This window comes from Agrobacterium sp. 719_389, from assembly GCF_900188475.1.
GTDB lineage: Bacteria > Pseudomonadota > Alphaproteobacteria > Rhizobiales > Rhizobiaceae > Agrobacterium > Agrobacterium radiobacter.
On sequence record NZ_FYEM01000007.1, the window covers coordinates 293,173 to 309,348 of the forward strand.

The 16,176-nt window shown below is 60.6% G+C and carries 14 protein-coding genes; 11 read left to right on the top strand and 3 right to left on the bottom strand.

Annotation, left to right across the window (positions count from 1 at the left end; all coding sequences use genetic code 11):
* Positions 1 to 3: 3 nt before the first annotated feature.
* The 5 genes from CFB10_RS15135 (at position 4) to CFB10_RS15155 (ending at position 4,310) form a co-directional block, all read left to right on the top strand.
* Positions 4 to 954, top strand: a complete 951-nt coding sequence (locus tag CFB10_RS15135) for an ABC transporter permease (protein WP_020010375.1) — start codon at positions 4 to 6, stop codon at positions 952 to 954.
* Entirely contained in the window at positions 951 to 1,772 is an 822-nt protein-coding gene (locus tag CFB10_RS15140; protein ID WP_020010376.1) for an ABC transporter permease, read from the top strand. The genes CFB10_RS15135 and CFB10_RS15140 overlap by 4 nt, the downstream gene beginning before the upstream one ends.
* A 54-nt stretch (positions 1,773 to 1,826) precedes the next feature.
* The gene (locus tag CFB10_RS15145; RefSeq protein WP_020010377.1) at positions 1,827 to 3,224 is read left to right on the top strand and encodes an amidase; all 1,398 of its coding nucleotides are present in this window, start codon (positions 1,827 to 1,829) and stop codon (positions 3,222 to 3,224) included.
* A 97-nt stretch (positions 3,225 to 3,321) separates the two neighbouring features.
* A complete protein-coding gene (locus CFB10_RS15150) occupies positions 3,322 to 3,888 on the top strand; it encodes a DJ-1/PfpI family protein (protein ID WP_020010378.1) in 567 nt (188 codons plus the stop codon).
* Positions 3,889 to 3,959: 71 nt separating this feature from the next.
* On the top strand, positions 3,960 to 4,310 hold the full coding sequence (locus CFB10_RS15155; protein ID WP_020010379.1) for a ribbon-helix-helix domain-containing protein: 351 nt from the start codon (positions 3,960 to 3,962) through the stop codon (positions 4,308 to 4,310).
* Positions 4,311 to 4,455: 145 nt separating this feature from the next.
* Here CFB10_RS15155 and CFB10_RS15160 read toward each other — a convergent pair whose 3' ends face one another.
* From CFB10_RS15160 to CFB10_RS15170, 3 genes are all read right to left on the bottom strand, one after another.
* A complete protein-coding gene (locus CFB10_RS15160) occupies positions 4,456 to 5,376 on the bottom strand; it encodes an ABC transporter permease (RefSeq protein ID WP_020010380.1) in 921 nt (306 codons plus the stop codon).
* The gene (locus CFB10_RS15165) at positions 5,369 to 6,379 is read right to left on the bottom strand and encodes an ABC transporter permease (RefSeq protein WP_020010381.1); all 1,011 of its coding nucleotides are present in this window, start codon (positions 6,377 to 6,379) and stop codon (positions 5,369 to 5,371) included. The genes CFB10_RS15160 and CFB10_RS15165 overlap by 8 nt, the downstream gene beginning before the upstream one ends.
* A gap of 76 nt (positions 6,380 to 6,455) precedes the next feature.
* Entirely contained in the window at positions 6,456 to 8,165 is a 1,710-nt protein-coding gene (locus CFB10_RS15170; protein ID WP_020010382.1) for a peptide ABC transporter substrate-binding protein, read from the bottom strand.
* 305 nt (positions 8,166 to 8,470) lie between these two features.
* Here CFB10_RS15170 and CFB10_RS15175 point away from each other — a divergent pair, with 305 nt between their 5' ends.
* The 6 genes from CFB10_RS15175 to CFB10_RS15200 all read left to right on the top strand — a co-directional run bounded on the left by CFB10_RS15175 (position 8,471) and on the right by CFB10_RS15200 (position 16,119).
* Positions 8,471 to 9,634, top strand: a complete 1,164-nt coding sequence (locus CFB10_RS15175; protein ID WP_026363649.1) for a M20 aminoacylase family protein — start codon at positions 8,471 to 8,473, stop codon at positions 9,632 to 9,634.
* Positions 9,635 to 9,682: 48 nt separating this feature from the next.
* Positions 9,683 to 11,533, top strand: coding sequence for an ABC transporter ATP-binding protein (locus CFB10_RS15180; protein ID WP_020010384.1), 1,851 nt, complete (start codon positions 9,683 to 9,685; stop codon positions 11,531 to 11,533).
* 298 nt (positions 11,534 to 11,831) lie between these two features.
* On the top strand, positions 11,832 to 12,785 hold the full coding sequence (locus tag CFB10_RS15185; RefSeq protein ID WP_020010385.1) for a sugar-binding transcriptional regulator: 954 nt from the start codon (positions 11,832 to 11,834) through the stop codon (positions 12,783 to 12,785).
* Between the two features lie 144 nt (positions 12,786 to 12,929).
* A complete protein-coding gene (locus CFB10_RS15190) occupies positions 12,930 to 14,243 on the top strand; it encodes a sugar ABC transporter substrate-binding protein (RefSeq protein WP_026372531.1) in 1,314 nt (437 codons plus the stop codon).
* A 166-nt stretch (positions 14,244 to 14,409) separates the two neighbouring features.
* Positions 14,410 to 15,282 (top strand): carbohydrate ABC transporter permease, encoded by an 873-nt coding sequence (locus CFB10_RS15195; protein ID WP_026372532.1) that lies wholly within the window; start codon positions 14,410 to 14,412, stop codon positions 15,280 to 15,282.
* Between the two features lie 12 nt (positions 15,283 to 15,294).
* The gene (locus CFB10_RS15200) at positions 15,295 to 16,119 is read left to right on the top strand and encodes a carbohydrate ABC transporter permease (RefSeq protein ID WP_026372533.1); all 825 of its coding nucleotides are present in this window, start codon (positions 15,295 to 15,297) and stop codon (positions 16,117 to 16,119) included.
* Positions 16,120 to 16,176: the final 57 nt, after the last annotated feature.

The window sequence follows — 16,176 nt, forward strand, 5'->3', positions numbered from 1 at the left end:
CAGATGTTAGCCGTCCTCATCCGGCGTCTCGTCAGCCTCGTTATCACGCTGTTTGCCGTTTCCCTCATCATCTATCTCGTCATGGGTCTGCTGCCGGGCGATCCGGCGGCAATCATGCTCGGCACGTCCGCCAGTCCGGATACGCTCGCCGCGCTGCAAAAGCAGATGGGCCTCGATCAGCCGCTGCCGCTGCGTTATCTCCACTGGCTCGCTGGCGTGTTTCATGGCGATCTCGGACAATCCTATACCTATGGCGTGCCGGTGGCGGGGTTGATTGTCGAGCGGCTTGCCGTCACCCTGCCGCTTGCGCTGCTGGCCGTCTGCCTTTCGGTCGCCATCGCCATTCCGCTCGGCGTTGCGGCGGCGAGAAGCCGCAACGGGCCGGTGGATTTCGCAGCCGGGCTGTTTTCCCATGTCGGCATTGCCGTGCCCGGTTTCTGGGTCGGGCTGCTGCTCATCATCGTCTTTTCCACGACGCTCGGCTGGATGCCATCAGGCGGCTTTCCCGGCTGGACACCGAGTTTTTCAGCGGGTCTTACGGCGCTCATTCTTCCGGCGGTTGCCCTGGCGCTGTCGCAGGCGGGCGTTCTCACCCGCGTCTGCCGCTCCGCCGTGCTTGAGGTGATGAACGAAGATTTCGTGCGCACTGCCCGCGCCAAGGGCCTGAGCGAGCGGGTGGCGCTGTGGCGGCACGCGGTGCCGAACGCCATGATCCCCGTTGTCACCATGATCGGCCTGCAATTCACCTTTCTCATCGCCGGCGCGGTGCTTGTCGAGAATGTCTTCAACCTGCCGGGCCTCGGGCGGCTTGCTTATCAGGCGCTGACCCAGCGCGATATCGTCGTCATGCAATCCGTCGTGCTGTTTTTTTCGGCGCTGGTGATCATCATGAATTTCGTGGTCGATATCGCCTATCTCCTCATCGATCCCAGACTGCGGGCAGGTGCGCGATGATGCGATTGATCCGCCGCCGCCCCGCCTTTGCCGTCGGCATCGCCGTCACGATCTTTCTGGTCGCCATCGCACTGCTGTCGCTGGTCTGGACGCCGGTGTCCCCCACGAAGATGCAGATCGTCCAGAAGCTGAAATCACCGTTCGTCTATGGCGGCCTCGGCACGGATCATTTCGGCCGCGACGTGTTGTCCATGCTGATGGCGGGTGCTTGGAACTCGCTGTCCACCTCCATCGCCGCCGTTGCCATCGGCGCATCTATCGGCACGGCCATCGGCGTTGCGGTCGCGGCGCTGCGCGGTTTCACCGAAACCGTGGTCATGCGCGTCTGCGATATCATTTTCGCCGTGCCGCCGATCCTGTCGGCGATGATGCTCGGCGCCTTCATCGGCACGGGGCGCTTCACCGCCATCATCGCCATCGCCACCTTCATGGTGCCGGTTTTCGCCCGGCTGACGCTGGGGGCGGCGCTGCAGATATGGTCGCGGGAATATGTCACCGCCGCCACCAGCATCGGCCAGAACCGCGCGAGAATCACGCTTTTCCATATCGTGCCGAATATTTCCAACCAGATCATCGTGCAGGTGACGATCCAGCTCGGTCTTGCGATATTGACGGAGGCAGGGCTTTCCTTCCTCGGTCTCGGCATGCCGCCGCCCGCCGCCACCTGGGGGCGGATGCTCGCGGACGCTCAGACCTATCTTGGCGTGGCGCCCTGGCTCGCCATCATGCCCGGCCTGGCGATTGCGCTTGCCGTCTTCGGCCTCAACCTTCTCGGCGATGGGCTGCGCGACCTGCTGGACCCGCGCGATACTAGCTGACCGCCCAAGAAAGCTGTCGCCCCTATTTCCTGTTTTTCTGACGAGACGAAGCTGATGACCGATCTCATAGACCTCAACACGCTCGAAATCCTGGCGCTTTACCGGGATAAGAGGCTTTCGCCATCCGAATATTGGCAGGCGGTGGAGGCTCGTATCGAGGCGTTCGAACCGGTCGTGAACGCGCTTTACGCCTATGATCCGGAGGACGCACGAAGGCAGGCGCTGGCCGCGACGGAGCGCTGGCAAAAGGGTGAAACGCGTGGGGCCCTTGATGGAATTCCGGTATCGCTCAAGGAATTGATCGCCACGAAAGGCCATCCCGTTCCGCTTGGCACCAAAGCGGTGGAACTGGTGCCTGCGGTTGAAGACGCGCCGGTGGCCGCCCGCTGCCGCGAGGATGGCGCGATCCTTTACGCCAAGACGACCTGCCCGGATTACGGCATGTTATCATCAGGCCTTTCCAGTTTTCACAAGCTCAGCCGCAACCCGTGGGACCCGACACAGAACCCCGGCGGCTCCAGCGCCGGTGCGGCCTCTGCCGGTGCTGCGGGTTACGGCACGCTGCATATCGGCACGGATATTGGCGGCTCGGTGCGGCTGCCGGCGGGGTGGACGGGATTGTTCGGTTTCAAGCCAAGCCAGGGCCGCATTCCCGTCGATCCCTATTATACCGGCCGCTGCGCCGGGCCGATGACCCGGACCGTCATCGATGCCGCCTATGCCATGGCCACGCTTTCGCGCCCCGACTGGCGCGACGGCACCGCGCTGCCGCCCAACGATATCAACTGGATGGACCTCGATATCGACGTGAAGGGCCTGAAAATCGGCCTGATGCTGGATGCCGGCTGCGGCCTGCCGCTGGAGGAAGAGGTGCGCGACGCCGTGCTCTCCGCCGCCAAACTGTTCGAAGAGGCAGGCGCCACTGTCATTCCGGTCGAGCCGGTGCTGACGCGGGAGATGCTGGATGGGCTGGATGATTTCTGGCGGGCGAAGTTCTGGGGCGATATGGCGGCGCTGAGCGCAGACCGCCGCGCCGCGATCCTTCCCTATATTCACGAATGGGCACAGAAGGGGGCGGATATTTCCGGCGCACGCGCCGTTTTCGGTTTCAACCAGACCATGGAAATGCGTAAGCTCTGCGGGCGGTTGATGCAGTTGGTTGATGCGGTGATTTCACCCGTCAATCCCATCGTCTCCTATCCGGCCGACTGGGCCTCGCCCACCAATGATCCCGCACGGCCCTTTGAACATATCGCCTTCACCGTGCCGTGGAACATGTCCGAACAGCCGGCATCCTCGATCAATTGCGGTTTCTCGAAATCGGGCATGCCGATCGGCCTGCAGATCGTCGGCCCGCGTTACGAAGATCTGTTCGTGCTGAAGCTTTCCAGAGCCTTTGAGACCTGGGGCGGCGGTGTGCGTCGCTGGCCGGAGCCGCCGCGGGGTGGCTGACCGCGCCTTTATCGACCATGTAGTATTGCCATAATACCCGCATCCGCGCCCGGCCTGTTACGTTGCCCAAAGGCATTCGAAAACGGGAGGAGCAAACATGCCGAAGAAGATTTTGATGATCGCCGGCGATTTCGCCGAGGATTATGAGACCATGGTGCCGTTCCAGACGCTGCTTGCGGTCGGCCACACGGTCCATGCCGTCTGCCCCGGCAAGAAGGCGGGCCAGACGATCGCGACGGCCATCCATGATTTCGAAGGCGACCAGACCTATTCGGAAAAACGCGGCCATAATTTCGCGCTCAACGCCACCTTCGCCGATATCAAGGTTGCGGATTATGATGCGCTGGTCATTCCGGGCGGCCGCGCGCCGGAGTATCTGCGGCTCAATGCGGATGTGCTTGCGGTGGTGAAACATTTCTTCGAGGCTGACAAGCCGGTGGCCGCCGTCTGTCACGGCGCGCAATTGCTGGCTGCTGCGGGCGTGCTCAAGGGCCGCACCTGCTCGGCTTATCCCGCCTGCCGTCCCGAGGTCGAGCTTGCCGGCGGCACCTATGCCGATATCGCCATCGATGCGGCCGTTACTGACGGCAAGCTGGTGACCGCCCCTGCATGGCCGGCGCATCCGGCATGGCTTTCGCAATTCATGGCGGTGCTCGGCAAATAAGACCTGCGAAACGGGGCTTTTTCCGGCCCCGTTTTCCGCCTATCTTTTGAAGCGTGGTGAGGGAGGAAACCATGTGCAAGCTTTTCATCAAGGCAGACCCGGCGCTTTGGGAAAGCCATACGCGGTCGCTGAGGATCGATGGCATGGTCACCAGCGTCCGGCTCGAGAATTTCTTCTGGACGACCCTGGACGAGATCGCGCGGCGTGACGGCATGAACAGCGTGCAGCTCATCGCCAAGCTTTATAATGAATCGATCGACGCCGGGCATGATCTCGGCAATTTCACCTCGTTTTTGCGGGTCTGCTGCGGGCGTTATCTTGCGCTTCAGCTTTCCGGCGATATTCCGGCGCGCGGCGATATCCCGATTGCGGCACTGGATGCGGACAGCATCCTTGAGGCGGAGCAGGTGAATTACCACTAGGCGGTCACAGTACACTCGACGTCATCCTCGGGCTTGTCCCGAGGATCTGCCGACATATCGTTTTTTTCGACGTGATCAGATCCTCGGGACAAGCCCGAGGATGACGTGGGAATGGTTCCACGATTCCCCTCTCTCGCATATCTTCTCAGCTCTTCAGCGCCCTCGGGTCGAGCGCATCACGCACGGCGTCGCCGATGTAATTGACGCTCAGAACCGTCAGCGAAATCGCCAGTCCCGGCCACAGCACACGCGAGGGCGTCAGCTGCAGGAAGTTGGCGCCGTCGAACAGCAGCCGTCCCCAGGTCGGGAAGTCGGACGGAAAACCGAGGCCGAGGAAGGACAGCGCCGATTCCGTGATGATGGCCGAGGCGATGCCGAGCGTGGCCGAAACCATGATCGAACTCAGCACATTCGGCAGAATATGCCTAAGGATGATGCGGTATTCGCGCATGCCGCTCGATTTCGCCGCCATGATGAATTCCTGGCTTTTGATCGTCAGCACATCGCCGCGCACGATGCGCGCGGTATGCATCCAGCTGGTTATCCCGATCACGAAAACGATGAGGATGAAGATGCCGGTTTCCGGCCCGAAGGCGGCACGCAGCGTGTCGCGAAACAGCATGAGGATGACGAGCAGCAGCGGCAGCAGCGGCAGGGCGAGGAAGAGGTCGGTGAGCCGCATCAGCGGCCCGTCAAGCCTGCGGAAATAGCCTGACAATACCCCCACCAGCGTGCCGAGAAACAGCGCCAGCAACATGGCGGTGATGCCGACGGCAAGCGAGATGCGCCCGCCGGCCAGAACCTGCGCCAGCATGTCCTTGCCCAGATTGTCGGTGCCGAAGGGATGCGCCAGCGACGGCCACTGGTTGCGTTCCTTCACGTTGATGACGTTGGGCGCAACGGTGTGGATATATGGGCCGACATAGACCGCAAGCAGGATGAAGATGAAGACAAAAAGCCCGGCCACGCCGCCCTTGTGGACGCGAAACTGTTTCCAGATATCGGCAAGGGCGGATTGTGTTGGGGTGGCCGCAACCGTCGGCGCTGTAATGGTGGCGTCAGTCATAGCGGATCCTCGGGTCGAGAATGCCGTAAAGCACGTCGGCAATCAGGTTGAAGAGCACGATAAGCACCGCAAAAATGAAGGTCAGCGTCTGCACCAGCGGAATATCCGCGCCCTGAACGGCGGTTATCAGCAATTGGCCAAGCCCGTTCACGCGGAATATCTGCTCGGTGATGATGGCGCCGGAAAAGATCGTCGGCACGCCGAGTGCAATCACCGTCACGACCGGGATCAGGCTGTTGCGCAGCACGTGGACGAGCAGAACGGATTTTTCCTTCACGCCCTTGGCGCGGGCGGTGCGCACATAGTCCTGATGCAGATTGTCGAGCATGGAGGCGCGCACGAAGCGGCTGATCTGCGAGACATTATAGAGGGTCAATACCAGCACCGGCAGGAACATCTGTTTGATCTGCGCCACAAAGCTTCCCCAGTCCGTCACCTGCAGATTGGTGTCATAGACCGAAGGGAACCATTGCAGGTAAGAGCTGAAGATCACCACCAGCAGCACGCCGGTGAAGAAGGTCGGCACCGAATAACCGACCATCGAGACGAAGGTGCCGATCTGGTCGAAGATCGAATATTGCTTGTAGGCGGAAATGACGCCGATCGGGATCGCCAGCAGCGCGCCGAAAAGATAGGCAAGGCCTACTACCCAAAGTGTCTGCGGCATGCGCTGGATGACGAGATCGACAACCGGGCTGCGCGTCGCCCAGGACAGCACACGCATGCGGCTGCCATCGCCGATCTGCCAGCCGGTCAGCTTTTCGAACAGGTTCAGCGGCTCATTGATGAAGAATTGCTGCAGCCAGAGCAGGTAGCGGATGAAGAACGGCTGGTCGAGGCCGAGCGAGGCGCGGATCTGCTCGCGCACTTCGGGCGGAATGGTCAGCGGCAGGTCGCCGGTCGGATCATTCGGCGCGAGATCGAGCAGGGCGAAGATGACGAAGCTGATGACGAGCAACGTCGGTACGGCAAAGGCAAGCCGCCGGAGCGTAAAGGTAAACATCGGAAAGTCTCCAGACCGTCAGGGTCTCGCAAAACGAGCGCGGCCGCCCTTTTTGGGGCGACCGCGCATTTGCGTGTTACTTTTTGCGGGACCAGTCCGCGACGTTCCAGAGTTCCGAATCCCAGGCATTCATGCGAACGCCTTCGAGTGTCAGTGAGTGCGAGGAGACGTTGCCGCGGTGGATCAGCGGAATATGCGCGCCTTCTTCCGTCAGCATGTCGTTCAGCTGTTTGGCGATTTCCCCACGCTTGGCGAAATCCGTCGTCTTGGAAAGTACGCCCACCAGCTTGTCGAATTCCGGGTTGCAATAACGCGGAATATTCTGACCCTGCCAGCCGTTTGCGGGGGCGGGGATCTTGTCGCAGAGCCATTCCGCCAGATATTTTTCCGGGTCGGTGCCGTCGAAATTGTTGGTGTACATTTCAACGTCGGCATAAAATTTCTGGAAGGTATCCGGGCTTGCCGGATCGCCGCCGAAGAAGACGGAGGCGCTGACATTGCGCAGTTCGGACGCAACACCGATCTGCGACCACATGTCCTTCACCAGTTCCTGCGCTGCCTGGCGAACGGAGTTGGTGGAGGTCTGGTAGAGGAAGGACAGCTTCACGCCGTTCTTGGCGCGGATGCCATCGGCGCCCTTCACCCAGCCTGCATCGTCGAGCAGCTTGTTTGCACCTTCCAAATCCTGCTTCAGGCACCAGCTGTCGTTTTTGGTCGAAGCGACAGCCGCCGGGGCCGGCACGATGTTGCAGGTCGGCTTGCCCGCCTCGCCATAACCCGTCTCATCGATGATGTCGCGATCGATGGCGAGCGAGAGCGCACGGCGCACGGCCGGGTCGGAAAGGGCCGGATGCGGACCGCCCTCCTTGGTGGAGCGCTTGTCACCCAGCGCAGGGTCGGCATTGTACCAGTTGAGATTGATACGCTCGACCTGCGTGCCGAAGGCTGTTTCCAGCTTGCCCTTGCCGGCGGCCACCATGGTCGCCAGAATTTCCGGCTCCACCTGCATGTTCCAGGCGTAGTCGAATTCGCCGGTTTCAAGAACGGCACGCGCAGCGGATGCCGCGTCACCGCCGCCCTTCAGGGTCGCCGTGGCGAAAGCGGGCTTGGCGGGATCGCGATAATTGGGGTTGGCGACATAGCTGATGACGTCGTTCGGCTTGAACTCCTTGACCACAAAGGGGCCGGTGCCGATGGGGCCGAAATTGGCGGATGTGCAGCCGGGAGCGGCGGCGCCGACGCATTTTTCGAACTGCTTCTTCTGGATGACGGGCGATTGCGCGCCGACAAATGCCGAGTAGGGGTAGGGCTTGGGTTCAGTGAAGCTGATCTTGACGGTATGGGCGTCGATGGCCTCGACGTTTTTCACGCCTTCATATTGCGCCGCCTGCGCGCAGCCGCCGTCGGGTGCGGTGCAATATTTCCAGGTGAAGATGACGTCGTCAGCGGTCAGCGGCGTGCCGTCGGACCATTTGATGTCGCTTTTCAGCTTCCACGTCATGCTGAGCAGGTCCTTCGCGACGCCGCCATTGTCGACCGTCGGAATTTCGCTCACCAGCATCGGCACCAGCTCGCCCTTTTCGTCGTAGCGCGCCAGAGGCTCAATCACCATGGACGAGCTGTAGATCTCTTTGGTGCCGCCGGAAAGATAAGGGTTCAGTGTCGATACAGCCTGCCAGAACAGGATTTTCAATTCGCCGTCACTGCCGCGTTCGGCATGGGCGGCAGAGCCCGCCAAGGCCATCGCCGCCACCGTGCTGGCAAAGAGAATGCTGCGCTTCTTCATTATGTTTTCCCCTTTTTTGGATTTTATCTATTTGAATGTTTGACGCTTTTCCTGTCGTCATGCGCAAGGTATTTTATTGTAAGTATTTGACTTTGCTAAGTAATATCCATGCGATCCAGATGATGCTATTGTCAGTTTTTTTGAAAAGCAAGCCCCAAAGTCTTATTGATGAACAAAATTTGAGCCATTCGCCTTCTGGCCTATTTTTCGTTCATTCAGCAAATTTCACACTTGCAAAAGGAGAAATTCCAAACGCAATATGTTTTCCGACAACCCGGCGGGGAACAAAAAAGGGAATAAAGAGAATGCCGATATTGAACCGTGTGGCTGAAATGCAGGAAGACGTTGCCGGCTGGAGACGCCATCTGCATGAGCACCCGGAACTGCTTTATGATGTCTTCGAAACATCGAAATTCGTTGCCGAAAAACTGAAGTCCTTCGGCTGCGATGTGGTCGAGACCGGCATCGGCAAGACCGGCGTGGTCGGCATCATCAAGGGGCGGCATGGGGATGGCCCGACCATCGGTTTCCGCTCCGACATGGACGCGCTGCCGATCCTTGAGACCAGCGGCAAACCCTGGGCCTCGAAGACGCCCGGCAAGGCCCATTCCTGCGGCCATGACGGGCATACCGCCATGCTTCTGGGTGCGGCGCAATATCTGGCCGAGACCCGCAATTTCAAAGGCTCCGTCGCGGTCATCTTCCAGCCGGCGGAAGAGGGCGGGGCAGGCGCGCTCGCCATGCTGAACGACGGCATGATGGAGAAATTCGGCATTTCGCAGGTCTATGGCATGCATAACGAGCCGGGCATTCCGGTCGGCCAATTCGCCATCCGCAAGGGTTCCACCATGGCGGCGGCTGATAGTTTCGAGATTGTCATCACCGGCAAGGGCAGCCATGCGGCCGCGCCGCATCTTTCCATCGATCCGGTGCTGACCTCGGCGCATATCATCATCGCGCTGCAATCCATCGTCTCGCGCGAGACGGACCCGTTGAAATCGCTGGTCGTCACCGTCGCCACCACCCATGGCGGCACGGCGGTCAATGTCATTCCGGGTTCGGTGACGCTGACCGGCACGGTGAGGACCCTGCTGCCGGAAACCCGCGACTTTGCCGAAAAGCGGCTGAAGGAAGTGGCCACCGCCACGGCAATGGCGCATGGCGCCAGCGTGGAGGTGAAATATCATCGCGGATATCCCGTCACCTTCAACCACAGTGACGAAACCGAATTCGCGACCGGTGTGGCCATGGGCATTGCCGGCGCGAACGCCGTCAACACCAATCCCAACCCGCATATGGGTGCGGAAGATTTCTCCTACATGCTGGAAGCCCGCCCCGGCGCCTTCATCTTCATCGGCAACGGCGACACGGCCGGGCTGCACAATGCGGCCTATGATTTCAACGACGAAGCCCTGCCTTACGGCATCAGCTACTGGGTTTCGATGGCCGAAACCGCACTTGCTGCATAAGACACCCGGCGGCCTTCATGGCCGCCTTCTGCTTTTCAGGAGATCGGCATGCTTTTGGCGGCAACATCCATGGAACAGACCGGCGGTTCGGTAAGCCCGGTTCTCTCGGTTCAGAATCTCACCACCTCCTTCCGCGTCGATGACGGCTGGAAATCCGTGGTGCGCAACATGAGTTTCGAAATCGCCCCTCGCGAGACGGTGGCGATCGTCGGCGAGAGCGGTTCGGGCAAGAGCGTGACCTCGCTCTCCATCATGCGGCTTCTTGATAAAAAAACGAGCCGCATCGAGGGCAAGGTCATGCTTGGCGGGCGCGACCTGCTGGCCCTTCCGGAAGAGGAGATGCGCAAGGTTCGCGGCAAGGATATCTCGATGATTTTCCAGGAGCCGATGACCAGCCTCAACCCGATCTTCCCAATCGGCAAGCAGATCGCCGAGGCGCTCACCGTGCATCAGGACATTTCCTCCTCCGCCGCCAAGGCCGAGGTCATACGCCTTCTGGAAAAGGTCCGCATTCCCAATGCGAAGAACCGTTTCGATGATTATCCGCACCAGTTTTCCGGCGGCATGCGCCAGCGCGTTATGATCGCCATGGCGCTGGCCTCCAAACCGAAGCTCCTGATCGCCGACGAACCGACGACGGCGCTCGATGTGACCATTCAGGGCCAGATTCTCGACCTCATCAAGCAATTGCAGGAAGAGGAGGGCATGTCGGTCCTGTTCATCACCCATGATATGGGCGTGGTGGCGGAAGTGGCTGACCGCACCATCGTCATGTTCCGCGGCGATGTGGTGGAAACCGGCACCACCGACGATATCTTCCACCGCGGCCGCCACCCCTATACACGCGCCCTGCTGTCGGCGGTGCCGAAGCTGGGGTCGATGAAAGAGCGGGTGCTGCCCGCCCGTTTCCCGATCATCGATATCAAGACCGGAGAGAGCCAGCCGGTGGCGGAGGTGAAGGATACGGTCTCCGGCTCGCGCACGCCGATCCTCTCGGTCAGGGATCTGACGACCCGCTTCGATATCCGCTCCGGTCTTCTTGGCCGTAAATCCGGCGCCGTGCATGCGGTGGAGAAGGTCTCGTTTGATCTCGCTGAAGGCGAAACGCTGTCGCTGGTTGGCGAGAGCGGCTGCGGCAAGTCCACCACCGGGCGCTCGATCACCCGGCTGATCGAGCCGACCTCCGGCAATGTCACGCTTGACGGTTACGAGGTGCTGAAACTCGACAAGACAACGCTGCGCACCATGCGCCGCAGCGTGCAGATGATCTTTCAGGACCCCTTCGCCAGTCTCGATCCGCGCATGAGCATCGGCACGGCGATCATGGAGCCCTTCGTTGAACATCGTCTCGGCGCCAAACAGCAGGCGCGGGAAAAGGCGGCCGATCTTCTGGAAAAAGTGGGTCTCAGCCCCGATATGATGCGGCGCTTCCCGCATGAATTTTCCGGCGGCCAGCGCCAGCGCATCGCGATTGCCCGCTCGCTGATGCTCGATCCCAGGGTCATCGTCGCCGACGAGGCCGTCTCGGCGCTTGATGTCTCGATCAAGGCGCAGGTCTGCAACCTGCTGCTCGACCTTCAGCAGAGCCTCAATCTCGCTTTTCTGTTCATCTCTCACGATATGGCGGTGGTGGAACGCGTCAGCCACCGGGTGGCGGTGATGTATCTCGGCGAGATCGTCGAAATCGGCCCGCGCGCGGCGGTCTTCGACAATCCGCAGCACCCCTATACGAAAAAACTGATGTCGGCCGTTCCGGTGCCGGATCCGGCGCGGCGGCAGATCAGGCGCAACATGGCGACGGACGAGATCAAGAGCCCGATCCGGCCGGTGGATTATGTGCCGCCTCAGCGCCATTACTGCGAGGTCTCGGCAGGGCATCTGGTGCAGGAAGCGGCGTGATCCGGCGCTGGGTTGGGCGCTGGTAAGAGATCGGGCGGTTACCGCTTGTTTCTTCTCCCCGCCGGGGAGAAGGTCGCGGCAGCGGGATGAGGGGGCAAGCTTGCGGTCTATCGCTGACGTCGCCCCCTCATCCGACCCTTCGGGCCACCTTCTCCCCGGCGGGGAGAAGAAACATGCCGCACCGCCGCGCCAGATGATTTTACGCTCGTCGAGCGCTTCCTTTCGCATCCTCCCGTTTGACAGGCAGCCAGAAAAAATGCCAGCAAATGCGCGAGCATAATTCGAAAAGGGCGGCGGCATGGCCAGACGAAACGACGCACATGGACGGCTGGACGATGCGGCACGCGCCGGCTGGCTTTATTATGTCGCCGGCCGCACACAGGATGAGATCGCCGCCGCCATGGGCATTTCAAGGCAGTCGGCGCAGCGGCTGGTGTCGCTGGCCGTCGCCGAGCGACTGATCAAGGTCCGGCTCGACCATCCCATCGCCGCCTGCCTCGAAAAGGCCGAGCGCCTTAAGGAAAAATTCCACCTAAAATATATCGAGGTGGTGCCGAGCGATCCCGCCGGCGTTTCCTCCACGGTCGGCATCGCCGAGGCCGGCGCGTCCGAGATCGAGCGCTGGCTGAAAAACGCCGATCCCATCGTGCTCGCCATCGGCACCGGCCGCACGCTGAAGGCGGCGGTGGACCAGTTGCCGCCGATGGAGTGCCCGCAGCACCGTATCGTGTCACTGACAGGCAATATCGGCCCGGATGGATCGGCCGCCTATTACAACGTCATCTTCAGCATGGCCGACGCCATCAAGGCGCGGCATTTCCCTATGCCTCTGCCGGTTCTTTGCTCTTCGGCGGAAGAGCGGGAACTGCTGCACGATCAATCCATGGTCCGCTCCACGCTGGCGCTCGGCGCTGCCGCCAACGTCACCTTCGTTGGCGTCGGTGAACTCGGTGAAAACGCGCCGCTCTGCGTTGATGGTTTCCTCGGTGTCGATGAGATGAAGGCCTTGATGGCAAGCGGTGCCGTTGGTGAGATCTGCGGCTGGATGTATGATGCCAATGGCCGCATTCTCGAGCATTCCGTCAACGAGCGTGTCGCCTCCGTTCCCATCCCGTCCAGAGAGACCTGCACGGTCATCGGCATGGCGCAGGGCGCGCGCAAGAACGCCTCGATTCTGGCAGCGCTGAGAGGCGGTCTGTTGAACGGTCTCATCACCGACGAAGCGACAAGTGAATATTTGCTCACGCATTGAGCAAAAATTAATCACATAAAATCAATGGCTTGGTTTTTCCATGTGCGTCGCAGCACAGGATGTTGCTTGACATTTTTGCTCTGCGGGTGAGTAAATGCCCCAGAGCAAAGCGAATGCTCATCATTTTTCTTCTGGGAGGAAGATATGACATTGAAGACCATTTTGCTGGGCGCATGCTCGGCACTCGCCTTTACGACCCTTGCTTCCGCCGAGACGCTGACCATCGCCACCGTCAACAATGGCGACATGATCCGCATGCAGGGGCTGACTTCCGACTTCACGGCAAAGAACCCCGACATCAAGGTCGAATGGGTCACGCTTGAGGAAAACGTCCTGCGCGAGCGCGTGACGACCGATATCGCCACCAATGGCGGTCAGTACGACATCATGACGATCGGCAACTATGAAGTGCCGATCTGGGCCAAGCAGGGCTGGCTGCTGCCGCTCGAAAAGCTCGGCGACAAATACGACGTGGATGACATTCTGCCGGCGATCCGTGGTGGTCTCTCCGCCGAAGGCAAGCTTTATGCAGCGCCCTTCTACGGCGAATCCGCCATGATCATGTATCGCAAGGACCTGTTCGAAAAAGCCGGTCTGAAGATGCCCGAAGACCCGACCTGGGAATTCATCGGTGACGCCGCCCGCAAGATTACCGACCGCAAGGCCGATATCAACGGCATGTGCCTGCGCGGCAAGGCCGGCTGGGGCGAAAACATGGCCTTCATCAGCGCGCTCACCAACTCCTTCGGCGGCCGCTGGTTCGACGAGAACTGGAAGCCGCAGTTCGATCAGCCGGAATGGAAGAGCGCGCTGCAATTCTACGTCGATCTGATGAAGGATGCCGGCCCGTCGGGCGCGTCCTCCAACGGCTTCAACGAAAACCTGACGCTGTTCCAGCAGGGCAAATGCGGCATGTGGATCGACGCCACGGTGGCCGCTTCCTTCGTGTCCAACCCGAAGGACTCGACGGTTGCCGACAAGGTCGGTTACGCGCTGTTCCCGACGCATGGTGAGCTGAAGAACCACGGCAACTGGCTGTGGTCGTGGAACCTCGCCATCCCGAAGAGCTCGCAGAAGGCGGAAGCCGCCGAGAAGTTCATCGCCTGGGCAACCAGCAAGGACTACACCACGCTCGTCGCTTCCAAGGAAGGCTGGGCAAACGTGCCTCCGGGCACCCGCACCTCGCTTTACAAGAACGCCGATTATGAAAAGGCAGCCGCCTTCGCCAAGCCGACGCTTGCCGCGATGGATGCCGCCGATATCACCAAGCCGACTGTAAAGCCCGTGCCTTACACCGGTGGCCAGTTCGTGGCGATCCCTGAATTCCAGGCGCTCGGCACCACGGTTGGTCAGCTGTTCTCGGCGGTCGTTGCCGGTCAGTCCAGCGTCGATGATGCGCTTGCGGGCGCCCAGTCGACAGCAACGCGTGAAATGACCCGCGCCGGTTACATCAAGTAATCCTCCCGAAGATCGCTGCCCGGCGCCAATGCCGGGCAGCGAACTCTCCGGGCCGGAAGCCGCGATGCGGCCTTTATGACTTTCAAATCAAAACAAGAATGAGCCGGTTCTTCCGGATATGCCGGGCGCATCTCATGATGCCCGGGCCCAAGGGGAGGTGAGTGTAATGGCAACCCGAAACACGAGCGGCTTGGCGCGGGTGATGCTTGCGCCATCGGTGCTGCTGCTTCTGGTGTGGATGATCGTGCCTCTGGCGATGACCCTGTGGTTCTCGTTCCAGAACTACAATCTCCTCAACCCCGCCAATGTCAGCTTCGCCGGCCTGTTCAATTACCAGTATTTCTACACCGACCCGGCCTTCTTCCAGTCGATCTGGAACACGCTGCTGATCGTCGGCGGCGTGCTGTTGATCACCGTCATCGGCGGTATTGCGATTGCGCTTCTGCTTGACCAGGACATCTTCGGTCAGGGCATCGTACGCATCATGATCATCTCACCCTTCTTCGTCATGCCGCCAGTGGCCGCGCTGGTGTGGAAGAACATGATCATGCATCCCGGTTACGGCGTGCTTGCCGATCTCTCGCGCTTCTTCGGCCTGCAGCCGGTCGACTGGTTCGCGCAGTTTCCGCTGCTCTCCATCATCATCATCGTCGCCTGGCAATGGCTGCCATTTGCGACGTTGATCCTCTTGACCGCCCTGCAGTCGCTCGATGGCGAGCAGAAGGAAGCGGCCGAGATGGATGGCGCCAACTTCATCAACCGCTTCATCTACCTGACGCTGCCGCACCTGTCGCGCGCCATCACCGTCGTCATTTTGATCCAGACGATCTTCCTGCTCGGCGTCTACGCGGAAATCCTCGTCACCACCAATGGCGGCCCCGGTTATGCCTCGACCAACCTTGCCTTCCTCATCTATCGCACGGCGCTTCTGGGTTACGACGTTGGCGGCGCATCGGCCGGCGGCATCATCGCCGTCGTGCTCGCCAATATCGTCGCCATCTTCCTGATGCGCGCCGTCGGCAAGAACCTCGACCGTTAAGGAGAAGCGATCATGGCCCGCAAGACAACCACACGTGCGAAGATCGGCTTTTCCATCGCGGCATGGGCCGTGGCGCTTTTGCTGTTCTTCCCGATCCTTTACGCCTTCCTCACCTCGATCAAGACCGAGCCGGAAGCGATCGCTGGCTTCAGCCTCATTCCCTCGGGCACGCTCGAAAACTACATCACCGTGCAGACCCAGCGCGATTACTTCAAGCCGTTCATGAACTCGGTCGTGCTGTCGCTCGGCTCGACGATCATCGCGCTCATGATCGCCATTCCCGCCGCCTGGGCCATGGCATTCTCGCCGACCAAACGCACCAAGGACATCTTGATGTGGATGCTTTCCACCAAGATGATGCCGGCGGTGGCCGTGCTGGTGCCGATCTATCTGATCTTCCGCAATGCCGGCCTGCTCGATACCCGCATTGGGCTGACCGTCATGCTCACCTTCATCAACCTGCCGATCGTGGTGTGGATGCTCTACACCTACTTCCGGGAAATCCCCGGCGAGATCCTTGAGGCCGCCCGCATGGATGGCGCATCGCTCTGGAACGAGATCGTGCATGTACTGACCCCAATGGCGGTTCCGGGCATTGCCTCGACACTGCTTCTGAACGTCATCCTCGCCTGGAACGAATCCTTCTGGACTATCAGGCTGACGACCACCAATGCAGCCCCGCTGACGGCCTTCATCGCCTCCTTCTCCTCACCGCAGGGGCTGTTCTGGGCAAAACTCTCGGCCGCCTCGATGATGGCGATCGCCCCCATTCTCGTCATCGGCTGGTTCTCGCAGAAACAACTCGTGCGTGGCCTCACCTTTGGCGCCGTGAAATAAGGAACGACAATAATGGGCAGCATTTCCCTTCAGAACGTGTCCAAGCTCTTCGGCGAG

Bases quoted from the DNA above. Each gene is read 5' to 3' on its own strand.
- CFB10_RS15135 (WP_020010375.1), top strand. From the start codon at position 4: ATGTTAGCCGTCCTCATCCGGCGTCTCGTCAGCCTCGTTATCACGCTG.
- CFB10_RS15140 (WP_020010376.1), top strand. From the start codon at position 951: ATGATGCGATTGATCCGCCGCCGCCCCGCCTTTGCCGTCGGCATCGCC.
- CFB10_RS15145 (WP_020010377.1), top strand. From the start codon at position 1,827: ATGACCGATCTCATAGACCTCAACACGCTCGAAATCCTGGCGCTTTAC.
- CFB10_RS15150 (WP_020010378.1), top strand. From the start codon at position 3,322: ATGCCGAAGAAGATTTTGATGATCGCCGGCGATTTCGCCGAGGATTAT.
- CFB10_RS15155 (WP_020010379.1), top strand. From the start codon at position 3,960: ATGTGCAAGCTTTTCATCAAGGCAGACCCGGCGCTTTGGGAAAGCCAT.
- CFB10_RS15160 (WP_020010380.1), bottom strand. From the start codon at position 5,376: ATGACTGACGCCACCATTACAGCGCCGACGGTTGCGGCCACCCCAACA.
- CFB10_RS15165 (WP_020010381.1), bottom strand. From the start codon at position 6,379: ATGTTTACCTTTACGCTCCGGCGGCTTGCCTTTGCCGTACCGACGTTG.
- CFB10_RS15170 (WP_020010382.1), bottom strand. From the start codon at position 8,165: ATGAAGAAGCGCAGCATTCTCTTTGCCAGCACGGTGGCGGCGATGGCC.
- CFB10_RS15175 (WP_026363649.1), top strand. From the start codon at position 8,471: ATGCCGATATTGAACCGTGTGGCTGAAATGCAGGAAGACGTTGCCGGC.
- CFB10_RS15180 (WP_020010384.1), top strand. From the start codon at position 9,683: ATGCTTTTGGCGGCAACATCCATGGAACAGACCGGCGGTTCGGTAAGC.
- CFB10_RS15185 (WP_020010385.1), top strand. From the start codon at position 11,832: ATGGCCAGACGAAACGACGCACATGGACGGCTGGACGATGCGGCACGC.
- CFB10_RS15190 (WP_026372531.1), top strand. From the start codon at position 12,930: ATGACATTGAAGACCATTTTGCTGGGCGCATGCTCGGCACTCGCCTTT.
- CFB10_RS15195 (WP_026372532.1), top strand. From the start codon at position 14,410: ATGGCAACCCGAAACACGAGCGGCTTGGCGCGGGTGATGCTTGCGCCA.
- CFB10_RS15200 (WP_026372533.1), top strand. From the start codon at position 15,295: ATGGCCCGCAAGACAACCACACGTGCGAAGATCGGCTTTTCCATCGCG.